Below are 14,122 nucleotides of genomic sequence, written 5' to 3'. Positions count from 1 at the left end.
GCTTGGCGGCTGTGCACCGGGCCAGACAGAGCGCTGTAGGTGGTCGTCCTCCCTTCGGCTAGAAGTGCGGAACCTCCGGAACCTGCGGAACCTTCGCAGGTCAAGGCGGGTATATCGGGTTCCGGGTGAGGGTCAGGGTTCCGGAACCTTCGGAACCGGCGGCGGGCGCTCGGTTCCGGAGGTTCCGGAACCGCTCCGCTCGCCAGAACCGGGATCGAGGGTCGTGAGCTGGGTGGGTTCCGGAGGTTCCGTAGGTTCCGGTCCCTCAGCCGAGGTGGCTGGGAGGTAGCGCGCCCATGCGTCTGCGAGGTGATCGGCGCGGTACCCCATGAGGGACCTACCTTCGATTTTCACTTTCACCGGCGCCACGTCGTATTGCGAGAGCAACCGGGAAAGTCCGCGGCTGTCGAGTGGGACGCCTTTAAGTTCAGCCCATGGGGCATCTTCGATGCCGTGGAGCCGGTCAAGGATGGTTTCGGTGAACAGAGCGCGGGCGCCGTCGAATATCCGATGAAGGTCCATCAGGAGGCGAATCCCGAGACTTACACCGCGCTCGGCACCCTGCTTGACGAGATAGACGCATGCATCGCGCGCGCGGTCGGGCCACTCTCCCCCGGCAGCGTCGGCAATGGCCAGGAGAGGTTCCCAGACGTCCGCCGGACGGTCGGTGATTCCGGGCGGCATCTCGGGCCAAGCGTCGCCGAGTCGCTCGGCCTGAGTCGTGACCCAATCGGCGAGCATGGCGCGGACTTTCCAGCCCTCCGGTTCGTGGATGCGAGCGCGGTACGGCTCTATTCGTTCGTGAGGGGCGCGGCGACGCATGCGAACGATGACGGACCGGGTAAGGATCGTGTCCGGCAGGTTGCCCAGTCCGGCGAGCGCGACGGCTGCGTACGCGGGAAATTCCTGAACGCCTTGGTTGGTGCCCTCTCCCACGCAGCGATAGGCGACGCCGGCGCGTCGGTGGCCCGCGTTCAGCAATCCCCGTAGATCCTCGTTGTCCTTGGCCTTGGGGCCGAACACGGTGTCGATTTCGTCAAAGAGAACCGTAGGCCGGCGCTCGCGGTTACCCACCGACCGGTAGAGCGCCGGGGCGCTCGCGTTCACCGCGTGCATCGGGAACGGAACCAGCAGGGTAAGGATTTCGAGCGCTCGCGTCTTGCCCGATCCGGGTTCGGGTGACAGGAACGCCATGCGTGGCGTGGAGTCGAATGCGTCGATCACGTGGGCGTGCGCGGCCCACAGCGCCATAGCGTCGTATGCCGCTTGGCTGGGCAGCACGCAGAACCGGGTGATGAAATCGCGAGCCGCATTCAGCGCGGCCACGCCTTCCCCGCCGGCCGCCTGGCGCTCGCCGCGGTCGCTGTGGGTCGCGTCCGTCATGCTGCGCCCCTCCTGGTGATGTCGCGCGGGTTTCGCTTGCCCGCTTCGATTGCGCACCGAATCGTGGCGCGCGCTTCATTGGGACGGACGTCCTCACGAGACGGGCCGAAGTGGACGCTCGCAGCGTCGTACAGAACGCCTGTCGCGATGTCTTCCGGCAGGACGCCGGCGGCGATGATCCGGCCGAGGTTGTACGCGGCTTTGTTCAACGCCCGATTACGTCCACCGTGCTCGGCACTCGCCACCCGATCCGCTTCCGCCTTGAGTGCCGCTTGTGCGTAGGCGTCAAGGTCACCGACTCCTGCGGAGTCGCGGTAGGCACTCAAGGCGGGAGTGGGGGCGGGAGCGGGCTTGAGTAGTCCGGTGAGCCACTCGGGTAGCGGCATCGGGGCGACGCTGTTAACGACCTCGTACGATCCGGCACCGTCCGAGAGATCGACGTAGCTACCGGGGCCGACGACGAATCCGCCGTGCGCGCGGGTATCGATCTTCCATCCCAGAGCGCGCGGCGATTTGCTCGCCGTGTTGGTCAGGCGAACATCGGACGGCGCTTCGAAGTACAGATGCCACCCACCCCGCCGAGTCCGGACGGTGAACGTCTCGAACGGGAACGGTTGGCCGTGCCGCTCGCACAGCAGGGCGAACGCGTCCGCTCCCTCGTTGACGCCGGGCGCATCCCACTCGGCCGGCGGGCGCTCACCGGGCTTGGGCATGTCGAGGTCGATCACCACGAGACCGGACGGGCCACACGCAATCCCGACGTTGTACCGGGCACGTGACCAGCACTCGCGGATACGCGCCGGGTCGGTGGTGGCGTTGGCCTCCCAGTCAGTGAACCCAGCCAGCGGCGGCTTGTCCCCCGGCGTGAGCGGGAACACGTGCCATCCGCGCGCCGCGCACGCGAGCGCGAACCAGCCGGGATGTGTGTCGAGAGCGGTCATGGTGCGCTCCCCTCGTGTGCCTGCAGGGCGAGCAGGTCAGTTTGATGACCGCGGGCAGCCATGCCGGCGAGCAACCGACCGCGCCACCTCGTGGCGTACGGCAGACAGTTCACACAGTTCTTGTGTCCGGCACAGTCCGGCAGGGGCGGCAGGTGGCGCGCGTTGTAGCTCCATGCCATGGAGTCAGCGGACGCGAGCTGGTGGCCGTAGCGCTGCAATCCGCCGGTCTTGACCCCGAATCCATGCAACCGCAAGCCACGTCCGGCGAGCGTGGCGACAATGTGCCCGATCTCCCCGGTTGACTGTCGCCGGCAAACCGAGCCGAGACCCACTCGCGGCAACGCAGCCAGATCGACACCAGCGGACGCGTAGAGGTCTATGCACCGTAGGTAGTCGGACAGGGTCCAGCCCTGCAGGACCGGCAACCACGGGAGCGCCGGCGCGAGCGTGCGCAGTTCCAGGTAGTTGACGACCGTGCGTTCTTGATGTTCGCGGACGCTCAGGCCGGTCCGCTCGATCATGAACGGCTCACACATCCAGTCCTGTTGAGACATGAAGTCCGGCGCGCCGAGGTGCTCGGCGTAGCGGGTCGCCGCTCTGGCGTACTGGCCGGGGCTCGTAAGCCATCGGCCGTTTAGCGAGAGTTCTGTGAATCCGCCAGAGTCGAGAGCCCACCGGCACGTGGCCGGCCGCAATCGTGCCTTGCGCGTGAGCTGGCGATGCGAGACGAACAGCGGGAACTCGGCATTCCACAGCCAGTGTGGTTGATGCGCTCCGAGGTAGAACAGCGGCGCGGTCATGCGGCGGACGCCTCCCAGTCTGTGAGGCAGTCCAGGCATGCGCCGTGGCGGCGAGGCAGGACGTAACCGGCGTCCGTCTGGCAGCGTGGGCAGGTTCGGCGTGCGGCCATGGCCTTGCTGAGCGCGGCCACCTGGCCGGGAGTTGGGGTGCGCTTCGGCAGGGCAAGGCGCGTGTCGTAGAGGTAGGCGACGCGGACGCCACCGGGAGCGCTGTAGCGGCGGGAGCGCCACATCACCTGCCCCTGGACGGACTGTCCACCGGGGCGCAAGCCCATGGCGGTCAACTGCCGGCGGGTCGCGAGGTGCGGGGGCGCCATGCGCCACGGCCAGGTGGGAATGCCGTGCCGCTCGCCGGTCGGGTCCATGAACGCGTCGGCGCGCATGACGGCGCTCATGCGGCCACGTCCCCACCGGTGACGAGGCGGTCAGCCGTGATGGCGACCTCGTGGCACGTCTTGTGGACGGGGCGGCCGGCGTCGTCGGTGAAGTGCGCCGGGTTGTGGCAGTAGTGGCACGGGCGGGGGCGAGTCGAGACGGGGCGGTCGCGCCAGTTGAGCACGATGCGTCCGTCAACGAGCCGGTACCGCTCGCCGAGGTAGGTCAAGGTCTGGGGCAAGGGTCGGGACGTCATGGTCTCTCCTTGAGGTAGTGACGGGCCGGCGGGGGCGGTTCCTGGCGGATTGCTGGCGGCTGTGCGCCAGGAACCGCCCCATGGGGCCGAGTAGGGGCTAGAACGGCGGGTCGTCCGAGAACCCGCTGGCGTTGCCCGCGGGGGTGTTCGCCGAGTTGCTTCCGGCGGTGGCCCACGGGTCGTCCTTGGCCGGCGAGGGGGAGCCGAACGAGGTGCCCTCGTGGGGGCGCTCGCGGGTCGTCTTGACGACCTTGGCCGTAGCGCGTCGCAGGGACGGGCCGATGTCGTCCACCGTCAGTTCAACGACGGTGCGCTTGGTGGTCGGGTCACCGGGCGTTGCCTCGTACGTGCGGGGGCGGAGTCGACCGGTGGCGACCACGGCCGAGCCGCGGTTGAGGGACTCGGCGATGTTCTGGCCGAGGTCGCGCCAGGCCGAGCAGCGAACGAACCACGTGTCTCCGTCCTTCCACTCGCCGGTGGCGGTGTCGCGGTATCGCGGAGTGCTGGCGATGGTGAACGACGCGACTGGCAGGCCGGACGTGGTGAACCTCAGTTCCGGGTCGTGGGTCAGGTTCCCCGTGATGGTGATGGTGGGCTCGTTGGCCATGACGGTGGGTCCTTCCTGTCAGTGACGGGTTCCGCGGTCGCGGGTGTTGCCGAGGTAGGTGAGGATGCGGCGGCCGGTGCGGAGTTGGGCGCCCCTGCCCTTGCAGCGGTGGCAGTAGCGCCAGGCGCGGCCGGACGGGGAGCGGAACCGGCCGGCGCCGTCGCAGCGGGAGCACGGGCGGAACGGCCAGATGAAGCACGACACGAGGTAGACGGCGGTGGCGATGAACGCGAGGACGATGAGGATCGGGGCCGAGGTGTCGGTAGCCGTAGCGGTAGCGGCGTGGAGGGTCTCCATGGGTCTCCCAGAGCGGTTTTCGGGCCGGTTCGGGGGCGTGGGCTACCTGCTACCTGGGCTTATTTGCGCAGGTAGATCAGGTAGCGGGGGTGGGTAGCGCGGTCGCTACCGGTGGCGGGTCGTCCGCTACCGGGCGAGGCTCTCGGCGCGGCGCTCGATGGCCTTGTCGATGGCGGCGAGCTTGGCGCCCTTGAGGACTTGTCCGTCTCGCTTGCCGTTGACGCTCGGGACGTCGAACGCGCGGACTTGAGCCGAGATCGCGTCGGCGGTCAGGTCGCCGTAGCTGTCAGGCAGCCGCTCGGCGAGACGGGTCGCCAGGTGCTGCCAGCTCACCCACTTCTCGCCGGGCTCGACTGCGGAGCGGACGTCGGCGAGCACGTCACGGACCTGCCGGGCGATGTCCTCGCCGGCGGCCATGCCGGACAGGGTTCCGGCGCGGTCGCGGAACGCGCGGGCCGCGGTCAGGATCTTCTCGGCGTCCTCAGCGTCGGCGAGGTAGGTGCGGGTCGTGGGCGTTGCGTCGCTGGCGCCACGCAGGATGCCCACGCCCTTGTAGTCGGGCAGCAGGGTCGAGGAGTCGAAGCCCTCCGAGTAGGCGCCCGATCCCAGAACCAGGTCAGAAACCTGCCATGACCCGGTGCGGAGGCTGAATCGGATCTGGTGATTGTCGCGGAACGCGTTGAACTGCTGGGCAACCTGCCCGGTGCCGATGCCGGACGGCTTCTGAGTGGCGCCGAGCACGATGACGCCGGCGGCCGGGGCGACCTTGACCAGGAAGACCAGCAGCGCGGCAATCTCCTTGTTGGCGTCCGGGTCCGGGGTGTCGAAGTACTCCTGAAACTCATCGATCACTACGAGACGGACGGGCATGCGGTACGCCGGGTCACGGGCGATGTCGCGCGTGAGCTTGCCCTCTGGGCAGACGTCGGCGGGCAGCTCAGAGAGCCGCTGATACCGGTCCTGAACATCGGTCTTGATGTCGCGCAGAGCGTTGATGAACAGCTCTACCGGGTCGCCGTCGCGCCCCATGGCCAGGCCGAACGCGCACCGGTCGGCAACGAGCTTGAACTTGCGCCAGTCCGGCGACCCCTTGCCGTCGAAGACGCTCAGGCGCACGTAGGGGTCAAGCGCGGCGTACAGGGCGAGCGCGCGGGCCGAGAACGTCTTGCCCTGGCGCGGCTGTGCGCCCACCAGGATGGAGTTCCACATCATGTCCACGGTCACCGGGCGTCCGCGCTCATCGACGCCGAACGGGGACGGTTCCCATATGTCGGTGGGCTGCAGCTTGAGCAGCGGCGTCCGGCCGGCGGGAACGGCGAGCGGGTCACGGTCTGCCACCCACAGCACGTGACGCCGGTGGGACGTCGGGTCGCGCGTGATGAACACCTGCGACAGCGACACGTCCAGGCCGGACGCAATGGCGGGCTTGGCCTTGATGGCGTCGTCCAGGCCCTTGCCGTAGGGCAGATCGACCGTGACTCGGCTGCCCTCCCCGTCGCGGGACATGCTTGAGCCGAACTCGATTTGCTGACCGGGCTTGGCCGGGTCGCCGAGCTTTGTGGCGTAGTAGGCGCGAAGCACGATGTCCGCGTTCAACTTGCGGAACCGGGGCGCCACCACGGCGGCGCTCACGATGCGCTTGTCAGCGGGACGGCCGAACCTCGCCAGCAGCGGGACGACGATTCCTGCGGTCAGCGCTTGGGTCCACAGCGGCGCACTGACCAGCATCGTTGCGCCCATGGCGACGCCGAGCGCCTCACCGGCGACCACGATGCCGCGCCACGTGCGCGTGGCCTTGGCCTCACGGTGCAGCTTGAGCCACAGATCAGCGTCGCCGGCCGCCGCGGCGTTGTTGCGCAGGGAGAACTGTTCGGTGACCCACCACCAACGCAGTTGCCGCCCCACGAGCCGGAACGCGCCAGCCGCGCCGTAGACGGTGGCCAGTCCGGCGTAGGCGGGGACGCGAACCAGGTGGAACGCGGCGACGTGCGCCCACCGGTTCACCGTCTGGCGGACGGCGGCCTTGATGCTCACCCAGCTCTGCAGCGTGGCGGGGATGACCGGACGCTGCGCGGCGTCCCTCTCGGGGACGTCCACCGGCGCCGGCACCGTGCTCGCCACCTCGGCGGCCGGCGTCTCGTCCAGCTCGATCTCATAGGAGGTGTCCGCCGGGGCGGCCGGTCGCGCGTCGGTCTGGACGTCCTCCGGGCCGCCGGCCGAGGTCGGATCGGTGGGGCGTCCGGGGAAGTCGATGACCTCACCCATGGGCTTGTTCAGGTTCGCACTCATCGCGCATCGCTCCCCTCAGCAGCGGCGGAGACCGCGGCGTCCGTGTCGGTGGCGTTGACGGGGGTCGGGTCGGTGGGCGCTTCGGACTTGAGCCGGTCCAGCAGTGCGCCCACGCGCTCACTGCTGACCTTCTGGCCGGTCTTGCGGATCTCGGCGGCAAGCGAGTCGCGCTTGAGCGGCACGTCGCGCGTCTCAAGGTCGGCAGCGATCCGCCAACCGAGCGGCATGAGGTCGTCCACGTCCGGGACGGTCCGCTTCGGCGTCCGCTTGCCCGTCCGCGCGCCGGTCCGGGACCGTCCGCCGGACTTGGTGCCGGACCGTCCGCGCGTCGTCCGGCCATCGGTCCGCCGGACGGTCTTCTCTGCCGGGGCGGACGGGTCCGGCTCTGTCGGTGCGGACGGTCCGGCGTTCAGCGCGGGACGGTCCGCGATCGTCAGACTCGGCGCGTCCGCATTCGGCGCGGTCGGAGCGGGGGCGAGTTCGCCGAGCCGGTACAGCGCGCGGACTTTCCGGGGCGCCTTCCACCGCCATGCCACCGCGCCGTAGGTGTCCTGTAGGTCGGTCCGAACCAGCAGCCGGGACCGCTCGCGGTTCAGCGCGTCCGGGTACGAACGGATCTCCCACAGCACCATGCGGCGCCACAGCGCTCCCGTCCGGACGGGAGCGAGGAACCATCGGGACGCGCGGATCCCGTCCATGCGGGTACCCGCTTCGATGCCGGCGCGGACTCGCACGACATGGGCGCCAATCTCCACAGCGGCGACCCACAGGCACGGGAGCACAGCGTGGGCGACCTTCCCGAACGCTGTGCTCTCACCGGCCACGTTCAGGTAGACCGTCGCGCCGGTCAACGTCCAGGGGATGAGCCGTAGCCACCGAACGCGCATGTCCAGGCGGCCGAGCACGATGTCGAGCGCGGCGAAGATGGCAATGCCGAGGTCGATGCCGAGCGGGACCGTCCAGGCGAACGAGCCGAACGAGGGGCGCGCGGCGTCGGCCACGGCAGCGAAGCTGTTGACGAATCCGAGCAAGCCGAGAACGGCCACCATCGCGGCCACCACGGCAACCGCGGTGAACTCGTTACTGGTGAGCTTTCGGGCCTGCCGCGCGTCGCTGTGGCCCGTGTCGACCACGTCCGGGCCGAGGTTCGGAGTGGGCGCGTTCATGCGGCAGCCCTCCCGGTGATCGCGGTGGCGTTCGTGTTGGGGGCGTGAAACTCGTTGTCCAGGTCAGCCGCCATGACGGACTTGCCGCACGGCTCGCAGCGGTACTGCACCGGGCCACCGTCCAGGACGGTGCGGCAGGTCGGGCAGAGCTTGACCGGGCGGACTCGTGGAGCGGGCCGCCGGGCCAATGGCGTCACGGACGCGGCGGGCGCCGGCGTTCCCGTGACGGTGATGAGCTGGTGCTTCATGATGGTGGTACCTCTCCTTGAGGTAGCGCCCTCCGGTGGATTGCTTGGCGGCTGTGCACCGGGGGGCGTGCTACGTCTTGCGGTCGGATTCCGGCGCCGGGTCGGGCACCTGAGCGGACGGGGGCGATTCGGCAGCGTCCAGGCGCGCGGCGCGCGACCGGGCGAGCAGCTCGTCAATCCGTTTGATGGCCGCGTCCTCGTCACGCCGAGACTCGGTGACCAGCGCGGAACGGGCGTCGTGCAGAGCACGCAACGCGGCATCGATCGCGGTTACGGTCTCGCCGGCGTACGCGGTGTACGGCTTGTCACCGGTCCCGTTGCTGCCCTCGTGCCAGTGGCCGAGTGCGTGACTGGCCAGGGCTACCTGCAGCCGAGCGCGCTCGATCGCGACACGCGAACCGAGGTCCGTCGGCCCGACCTCCCGATCCCGTAGGTTCTGCTTGAGCATCTCGACGTGAGCAGGGAAGACCTGACCGTCATGGGTCTCGGCGAGGTAGGTGACGAGCGTCCGGTAGGTGTCGGCGCGGACCCAAGCCGCTTGCCGAGCATCGTCGTCGCCTACTACCGCGGGGAACTGATCACGGTCGATGGTGCCGAGGTCCACCGCGCTCAGTACGGTGACCATCCATGCCTCATCGCTCGCCCGAGGATCAGGAACGTAGCGCGGCGCCGTTGTCCGCCACGACGCTCCCGTGACGGTCAGACCGGTCTCTTCCGCCAGCTCACGCGCTGCAGCCCGGAGGGGAGTTTCGCCAGGGTCGACGTGGCCACCGGGCAGCGCCCAGCCGTGACCGTCCGTACGTTCGACCATGACGATCCAGCGGCGGCCGGTGCGGTCTGAAGCCGACACCAGTGCATCGGCGGCCAACGCCTCACCCCAGTGCCCCAACTCGTTGCGGCCATAGCGGACCGAGGTCGTCTCGCAGGGGTTGACCGGGCGACCGTCGATCACCTGGAACGGGATGGCGGCGCGGCCTTGGCGCGTCGTCCAGTCGATGCGGGTCGGGTCGGTCTCGGGGTCGGCCCAACCGTCACGAACACCGATGCTCAGCACGTCGGGATGGGTGTAGGTCCGGGCCGTCGTCGAGTCGGGACCGAACATCAGGCCACCGCCCGTCCGCCGAGCGGCGAACCGTCCGACATGGTGTGCAGGGACGTCCGCTCCGTCGGCGTTGTGGCGGCCCACACGCCGGTCTTGGGCGCGGTGCACGCCGTGTAGGTCTGGCACTCGTCCAGTACCGGGCAGGACGCGCACACCTCCTTGGCAACCGTCTCGCGGGCGTCCCGTTCGGCGGGCAACTCGATGGTGTCCGCCGGCCCCTCGTGCAGGTCCGGGTCAAACAAGCACTCGGCGCCCGACAGGCACTCATCAATCAGGTCGGCGAGCGGCATGCGCCGGCGGTCGTGGTCTCTCATGTGGAACCTCCGATTGGTGGACGTGACGGGACGGTGGACGGGCATCACGTGCCCAGTGCGCTGGAGAAACGGTCGATCGCGTCGAAGATCGCGTTGACGAGACCGGCAGCCTTCTCCGGGTTCTTCACGGCGAAGACCAGGAGGACAAACCCCGCGATGGTGGGGCCGAGCGACTTCTTGCCCTGAGGGAACATCTGCTCTCCTTGCTTCGTAAGCGCTACTATGAGCGCTCAAATTAGCGCTGTCAATAGCGCGTCTGGCCGAGGTACGGTCTAACTGCTGTCTCACCGCTGTTCTGAACGGTTACGGAGTGGCGGGCGTAGTGGTTCGTGCTGGTCAGGAGGGTTTGTGAGCAACTGGGAAGCGGTCGCAAAGGTCGTCAACGACCGGATGCAGGACCGTGGGATCACTCAACGAGAGCTCGCAGAGGTGTCCGGGGTCTCTCCCGCCACGCTGCGCCAGATCCAGCAGGGCGTACCTCGGCAGCGCTCCCGGGCGACGCTCGCAGCGATCTCCCGCGCTCTAGGCTTCCCGGAGGATCACCTACGACAGATCTCATTGCGCGGGCGGGCCACGCCAGACCGTCCGGACGTCGACAGGCCGGCGCTTGACGATCTACGCGAGGAGTTGGCCAACCTGCGTCAAAGAGTCGAGCACATCGAATCCCGCCTACCTGAGGCAGCATCCGAATGACGCTCCCACGCTGGGAACCGTCCAGGCCGGCCGAGTGCTTCATGTTCACCTCCTCAGAGCCGCTTTCCTCGCTACGACCCATTGAAGAGGCAGGACGCCCCTTGTCACCATGAACTGCCGGTGCACTGCCAGTGCACCGGCGATGCACTACATTTGCACGCCACCTACGGAGCATCGAAAGTGGACGTAGTCGAGAACTGGACGGGGAGCCACGCGAGCGCCCTTCAACGGGCGACGCGAACCACCAACGAAGGGTTCGCCGGCCGCCTAGGCGTGTCCGTTCGGACGGTGGCCAAGTGGAACGCGAACCCTGGCATGCCGGTGTCAGTGGAATTGTAACAGGTACTCGACACGTTCCTAAACAAAGCGCCCGAGGATGCCAAAGCCCGCTTCTTTCTAATCGTTGGCCGACCAGGAGACGTGAGCCAGCGCTCTGACTCGCAGTTGGTGACGGTGACGAGTGACCTTTCATCGCTGACGGCATGGGTAGCTGAGAGCAATACGACTAGGGACGCCATAGACCAGATAGCAAGGGGAACCGAGTCTCTCGCGAAAGCCCACAGAAATACACCGGCAAAGAAGCTCTTGCCGGAGGTAATGCGGCTACAGCGCCAGACACAATCGATCCTGCAAAGCGGAAAACAGCGACTGAGCGAAACGCGGGACCTCTACAAATTGCACTCTGACCTACTTGCCCACACATGCATGCTGCTAGGCGACCTAAAACAAGACCAAATAGCCGAACAACACGGTTACGCAGCCACCCTCATGGCCAACGAAGCTGAGGCGACCGGCGCAATCGCATGGGGCGCCAGAGCAAAAACGGCACGTTGGCAAGACAAGTATGTGGAATCAGCCGATCTAGCCAGGCAAGGCTACGACCGTAGCCCTCAAGAGCCAATACGGGTTCAACTAGCTTGGTACGAAGCAAATGCGGCAGCCCTGCTTGGCGACCATAACCGCGCCAACGAAGCGGCGCAGCGGGCACATGAAGCGGCGGAATTCTGCCTAGACACATCCTCAGGGTTGTCTGTCTGGTCCTTTCCAACCGAACGACAAGCACTCTTCGCGCTCTCAGTAGCGACCATAACCGGCGACGCGGACGGAGCCCTACGAGCTGCAGCAATGGCGGACGCAGGTTGGGAATCAGGAGACCCGCAGCTGCCAGCTACGTGGGCACAGATTCGGGTAGGCGCCGGCATCGCGCACCTTATGAAGGGATCACTAGAGGCAGCAATCGGTGAAGTTACGCCGATGCTTGACCTTGACCCACAGTTCCGCTTGTCAACCGTGACCCGCTACCTAGAAAAGCTCTACCGCCGGCTAGGGCATCAACGCTTCCAAGGTAGTCCCGCGGCAGCCCAACTGCGCGAGGATATCCAAGCGTTCAACTCAGAAGCCCTCAAGGGCTATGACGACTCGGAGGCACAGTGAGCCCACTACCTACCCAGATGCGGGACCGTTGGAAGAACCGGGCCGACACTCCCCCCGGCAAGGGAACCGTCTACTGGCACATACTCATGGGCGGCTACCCTGAAGTGCGCACGCTCGCTCAACACGCACAAAACCAGCTGGCAGAGTTTACCGGCCTTCACATGACCCCACTCGAATGGCTACACATCTCAACTCTAGTAGCTGGCAGCACGGACGACATCGCGCCTAACCAAATGCAAGACATGCTAATTTCGGCTTCCCGTTCCCTTACTGATGTGCCACCAATTGGCGTCACATTGGGCCCAGTTCTATACCATCCTGAAGCCATCATGCTGGGAGTGGAACCATCCGACGCACTGGATCCCGCACTAGAAGCAGCACGGTACGCCACGAAGGGGGTCATTGGCCGTGAAGGTAACACAACGAGCGGCCCAGGCACCTGGGTGCCACATATGACACTCTGTTACAGCACGGCTCAACAATCAGCTTCCTCCCTAATCAATGCCCTCGGACACGAACTCCCGATTTGTGAAATCACCGTCACCAAACTGACCCTCGTTGTCCAGTGGGGGCCTGAACGCAAGTGGAATTGGCAACCGATCGGAACTGCATCACTTGCCGGCACTACGGGGGTGGCCTCTTGACCCCCCACTTAGACAGGTGGGTTGGTCGCAGAAGCGAGAGCCTCACTTTGATTCCGCGCCATGTATCGCGCATTGTCTGAGGTGTGGCGCCTAAGAACGAAAAGTGTAGCCAGCGCTAGCACACTCGGTCCACTCAACATTGCGGCCAGCCAAGGATTTCCTTTAATTCCCACTATGACGGCACTAACCAGCATGCCGACAACTACTAGAAAACCCGCCACCAAGCCGAGAACGTAAAGCACGAATGCGCGTTTGGCCTGCTTTTCAAGCACCTCAATGCGCAGATTTTCATTACGCTCCATCGCTTCGATACGAAGTTTATTCAGCTCGTGTTCACGCACAAGTTGGGGCTCCAGCGCCGCCAGCGCACTCTGGAGGTGCTCCGACGGTAGCTTTGCCCACTCCATGGCTATGGCTAGAGCATTAAGCGACCGCTCATCCTGAATTTCATTGGTCATCGCTGTGACCCACCGTCATCAACAAGTTCGGGCCGGACGTCCGGAAGAAGACCATCCGGAGGCGGCCCCAGTGAGAGGAAGAGATTTTCCAAGCCACGATTTAGAGAGTCGGCTGCATCAATCGATCTCTCGTCATCGCCAACCTTCAAGAGATCAATAGTTGACACAGGCGTCGCCGTAGGCTCATTGACGCCGTAGCCGTAAATGTCGCGATATTCTGCAATCCACATTTCAAACACTTCGCGAAGAGCCTCAAGTTCGCGCGCGCGCGTTTCTTGGCTTTTTTCGTGACTCAACTGTGCGAGGTGTTCTACAGCCCTTTTAAATACCCTATCGAAGATATCTTCGCGCCAAGGCATTTCGGATGGTGGAATAAGGAGCCTGAAGTCTCCTTTGCCATCTCCCTTTGATAGCCCTTCAAAAGCCAAGCCCAACTGAATGACCGCAGGATTTTGTGAATCCTCCGCCAGGGAGCGGGTCATTTCATCGGCCGTTTCTCTTACGCGAAGGGATACCGGATACCTCCTGACCGCACCAGGATGACCTCTCCTTGAGGAAAGGACTACCCTGACCCAGTACCCCGCTGCGGGTACTAGCACAGCAAACACGGAAACCGCTACCGCAATGCTCTGGATCGAACTCATGAGCCTCCATCCCTTCGATCGGGACCAGTGCTCCTACGCGCTCATTGTGCCCGAAGCGCCTCACCTGGTGGGCGGCTTGCCCGGATGTGGACGCTCGCCACTCCTCAGGACGGGCGGGCGCGTGCGAGAGATGCGCGTGAGAAGTTGACCAGAGTGGCTAGGTTCAACCCCGTCTTGCCTGGTCAGCTCCCCTGACGAGATTTTCACCGCTACGGCCTCCGGAGCCGTGTGCGCAGGTTCGAATCCTGCAGGGGGCACCTCAGATGATCTCGGAAAACCCCGGTTGACCAGGCGCTTCGCCAGGCACCGGGGTTTGTTGCGTATGCAGCCATGTGCCACCGAAGGCTGCCAATAGGCACGGTCTCCGGGCGGCGGTGCTTCGGCCGCTTCGGTGCCCTACGTCTGGCCGCCGGAGGGTGTGGCGGGGGCGCCGGTCTCCGGGCGGTCGCGCCGGGCCGCGCACCGCGACGC

18 protein-coding genes and 1 tRNA gene are annotated in these 14,122 nt (G+C 66.1%); 4 read left to right on the top strand and 15 right to left on the bottom strand.

All coding sequences use genetic code 11. The features are described 5' to 3' along the window. Positions 1 to 132 precede the first annotated feature (132 nt). From IEZ03_RS11880 to IEZ03_RS11820, 13 genes are all read right to left on the bottom strand, one after another. Positions 133 to 1,383, bottom strand: coding sequence for a DUF3631 domain-containing protein (locus IEZ03_RS11880; protein WP_184888273.1), 1,251 nt, complete (start codon positions 1,381 to 1,383; stop codon positions 133 to 135). Beyond that, complete coding sequence (locus IEZ03_RS11875) at positions 1,380 to 2,324, bottom strand: bifunctional DNA primase/polymerase (protein WP_184888275.1); 945 nt, start codon at positions 2,322 to 2,324, stop codon at positions 1,380 to 1,382. The genes IEZ03_RS11880 and IEZ03_RS11875 overlap by 4 nt, the downstream gene beginning before the upstream one ends. Continuing rightward, positions 2,321 to 3,124, bottom strand: coding sequence for a deazapurine DNA modification protein DpdA family protein (locus IEZ03_RS11870; protein WP_184888277.1), 804 nt, complete (start codon positions 3,122 to 3,124; stop codon positions 2,321 to 2,323). Before IEZ03_RS11870 ends, IEZ03_RS11875 begins: the two co-directional genes overlap by 4 nt. Next, positions 3,121 to 3,519, bottom strand: a complete 399-nt coding sequence (locus IEZ03_RS11865; protein ID WP_184888280.1) for an RRQRL motif-containing zinc-binding protein — start codon at positions 3,517 to 3,519, stop codon at positions 3,121 to 3,123. The genes IEZ03_RS11870 and IEZ03_RS11865 overlap by 4 nt, the downstream gene beginning before the upstream one ends. Beyond that, positions 3,516 to 3,755 carry a hypothetical protein gene (locus IEZ03_RS11860; protein ID WP_184888282.1) on the bottom strand — a complete coding sequence of 80 codons (240 nt, stop codon included), beginning with the start codon at positions 3,753 to 3,755 and terminating at the stop codon, positions 3,516 to 3,518. Before IEZ03_RS11860 ends, IEZ03_RS11865 begins: the two co-directional genes overlap by 4 nt. 97 nt (positions 3,756 to 3,852) lie before the next feature. Continuing rightward, complete coding sequence (gene ssb / locus IEZ03_RS11855; protein WP_184888284.1) at positions 3,853 to 4,362, bottom strand: single-stranded DNA-binding protein; 510 nt, start codon at positions 4,360 to 4,362, stop codon at positions 3,853 to 3,855. Between the two features lie 18 nt (positions 4,363 to 4,380). Then, positions 4,381 to 4,659, bottom strand: a complete 279-nt coding sequence (locus tag IEZ03_RS11850; protein ID WP_184888286.1) for a hypothetical protein — start codon at positions 4,657 to 4,659, stop codon at positions 4,381 to 4,383. Between the two features lie 126 nt (positions 4,660 to 4,785). Next, a complete protein-coding gene (locus IEZ03_RS11845) occupies positions 4,786 to 6,948 on the bottom strand; it encodes a P-loop NTPase family protein (RefSeq protein WP_184888287.1) in 2,163 nt (720 codons plus the stop codon). Continuing rightward, on the bottom strand, positions 6,945 to 8,114 hold the full coding sequence (locus IEZ03_RS11840; RefSeq protein ID WP_184888289.1) for a DUF2637 domain-containing protein: 1,170 nt from the start codon (positions 8,112 to 8,114) through the stop codon (positions 6,945 to 6,947). The genes IEZ03_RS11845 and IEZ03_RS11840 overlap by 4 nt, the downstream gene beginning before the upstream one ends. Beyond that, complete coding sequence (locus IEZ03_RS11835) at positions 8,111 to 8,362, bottom strand: hypothetical protein (protein WP_184891032.1); 252 nt, start codon at positions 8,360 to 8,362, stop codon at positions 8,111 to 8,113. The genes IEZ03_RS11840 and IEZ03_RS11835 overlap by 4 nt, the downstream gene beginning before the upstream one ends. A gap of 70 nt (positions 8,363 to 8,432) precedes the next feature. Continuing rightward, positions 8,433 to 9,464, bottom strand: coding sequence for an NUDIX hydrolase (locus IEZ03_RS11830; protein WP_184888291.1), 1,032 nt, complete (start codon positions 9,462 to 9,464; stop codon positions 8,433 to 8,435). Beyond that, positions 9,464 to 9,778 carry a WhiB family transcriptional regulator gene (locus tag IEZ03_RS11825; RefSeq protein ID WP_184888293.1) on the bottom strand — a complete coding sequence of 105 codons (315 nt, stop codon included), beginning with the start codon at positions 9,776 to 9,778 and terminating at the stop codon, positions 9,464 to 9,466. Before IEZ03_RS11825 ends, IEZ03_RS11830 begins: the two co-directional genes overlap by 1 nt. 44 nt (positions 9,779 to 9,822) lie before the next feature. Then, positions 9,823 to 9,972 carry a hypothetical protein gene (locus tag IEZ03_RS11820; RefSeq protein ID WP_184888295.1) on the bottom strand — a complete coding sequence of 50 codons (150 nt, stop codon included), beginning with the start codon at positions 9,970 to 9,972 and terminating at the stop codon, positions 9,823 to 9,825. A 154-nt stretch (positions 9,973 to 10,126) separates the two neighbouring features. Here IEZ03_RS11820 and IEZ03_RS11815 point away from each other — a divergent pair, with 154 nt between their 5' ends. The 3 genes from IEZ03_RS11815 (at position 10,127) to IEZ03_RS38825 (ending at position 12,549) form a co-directional block, all read left to right on the top strand. Beyond that, positions 10,127 to 10,471 (top strand): helix-turn-helix domain-containing protein, encoded by a 345-nt coding sequence (locus IEZ03_RS11815; RefSeq protein WP_184888298.1) that lies wholly within the window; start codon positions 10,127 to 10,129, stop codon positions 10,469 to 10,471. A 420-nt stretch (positions 10,472 to 10,891) separates the two neighbouring features. Further along, on the top strand, positions 10,892 to 11,905 hold the full coding sequence (locus tag IEZ03_RS11810) for a hypothetical protein (protein ID WP_184888300.1): 1,014 nt from the start codon (positions 10,892 to 10,894) through the stop codon (positions 11,903 to 11,905). Positions 11,906 to 11,922: 17 nt separating this feature from the next. Beyond that, a complete protein-coding gene (locus tag IEZ03_RS38825; protein WP_184888302.1) occupies positions 11,923 to 12,549 on the top strand; it encodes a 2'-5' RNA ligase family protein in 627 nt (208 codons plus the stop codon). A gap of 8 nt (positions 12,550 to 12,557) precedes the next feature. Here IEZ03_RS38825 and IEZ03_RS11800 read toward each other — a convergent pair whose 3' ends face one another. Together IEZ03_RS11800 and IEZ03_RS11795 are read right to left on the bottom strand one after the other, a co-directional pair. Beyond that, positions 12,558 to 13,007, bottom strand: coding sequence for a hypothetical protein (locus IEZ03_RS11800; RefSeq protein WP_184888304.1), 450 nt, complete (start codon positions 13,005 to 13,007; stop codon positions 12,558 to 12,560). Continuing rightward, complete coding sequence (locus tag IEZ03_RS11795) at positions 13,004 to 13,651, bottom strand: hypothetical protein (RefSeq protein ID WP_184888306.1); 648 nt, start codon at positions 13,649 to 13,651, stop codon at positions 13,004 to 13,006. The genes IEZ03_RS11800 and IEZ03_RS11795 overlap by 4 nt, the downstream gene beginning before the upstream one ends. Positions 13,652 to 13,836: 185 nt before the next feature. Between IEZ03_RS11795 and IEZ03_RS11790 the strand changes: the two genes are divergently transcribed. Further along, a tRNA-Arg gene (locus IEZ03_RS11790) sits at positions 13,837 to 13,908 on the top strand. Positions 13,909 to 14,122 lie beyond the last annotated feature (214 nt).

Source organism: Actinomadura livida (assembly GCF_014648675.1).
Lineage (GTDB): Bacteria > Actinomycetota > Actinomycetes > Streptosporangiales > Streptosporangiaceae > Spirillospora > Spirillospora livida.
This window is presented reverse-complemented; position numbering and strand designations above follow the sequence as displayed.

Excerpts from the sequence above, each read along its gene's own strand:
- IEZ03_RS11880 (WP_184888273.1), bottom strand. The coding sequence starts at position 1,383 with ATGACGGACGCGACCCACAGCGACCGCGGCGAGCGCCAGGCGGCCGGC.
- IEZ03_RS38825 (WP_184888302.1), top strand. The coding sequence starts at position 11,923 with ATGCGGGACCGTTGGAAGAACCGGGCCGACACTCCCCCCGGCAAGGGA.
- IEZ03_RS11830 (WP_184888291.1), bottom strand. The coding sequence starts at position 9,464 with ATGTTCGGTCCCGACTCGACGACGGCCCGGACCTACACCCATCCCGAC.
- IEZ03_RS11820 (WP_184888295.1), bottom strand. The coding sequence starts at position 9,972 with ATGTTCCCTCAGGGCAAGAAGTCGCTCGGCCCCACCATCGCGGGGTTT.
- IEZ03_RS11870 (WP_184888277.1), bottom strand. The coding sequence starts at position 3,124 with ATGACCGCGCCGCTGTTCTACCTCGGAGCGCATCAACCACACTGGCTG.
- IEZ03_RS11825 (WP_184888293.1), bottom strand. The coding sequence starts at position 9,778 with ATGAGAGACCACGACCGCCGGCGCATGCCGCTCGCCGACCTGATTGAT.
- IEZ03_RS11835 (WP_184891032.1), bottom strand. The coding sequence starts at position 8,362 with ATGAAGCACCAGCTCATCACCGTCACGGGAACGCCGGCGCCCGCCGCG.
- ssb (WP_184888284.1), bottom strand. The coding sequence starts at position 4,362 with ATGGCCAACGAGCCCACCATCACCATCACGGGGAACCTGACCCACGAC.
- IEZ03_RS11840 (WP_184888289.1), bottom strand. The coding sequence starts at position 8,114 with ATGAACGCGCCCACTCCGAACCTCGGCCCGGACGTGGTCGACACGGGC.
- IEZ03_RS11865 (WP_184888280.1), bottom strand. The coding sequence starts at position 3,519 with ATGAGCGCCGTCATGCGCGCCGACGCGTTCATGGACCCGACCGGCGAG.
- IEZ03_RS11875 (WP_184888275.1), bottom strand. The coding sequence starts at position 2,324 with ATGACCGCTCTCGACACACATCCCGGCTGGTTCGCGCTCGCGTGCGCG.
- IEZ03_RS11795 (WP_184888306.1), bottom strand. The coding sequence starts at position 13,651 with ATGAGTTCGATCCAGAGCATTGCGGTAGCGGTTTCCGTGTTTGCTGTG.
- IEZ03_RS11845 (WP_184888287.1), bottom strand. The coding sequence starts at position 6,948 with ATGAGTGCGAACCTGAACAAGCCCATGGGTGAGGTCATCGACTTCCCC.
- IEZ03_RS11860 (WP_184888282.1), bottom strand. The coding sequence starts at position 3,755 with ATGACGTCCCGACCCTTGCCCCAGACCTTGACCTACCTCGGCGAGCGG.
- IEZ03_RS11800 (WP_184888304.1), bottom strand. The coding sequence starts at position 13,007 with ATGACCAATGAAATTCAGGATGAGCGGTCGCTTAATGCTCTAGCCATA.
- IEZ03_RS11850 (WP_184888286.1), bottom strand. The coding sequence starts at position 4,659 with ATGGAGACCCTCCACGCCGCTACCGCTACGGCTACCGACACCTCGGCC.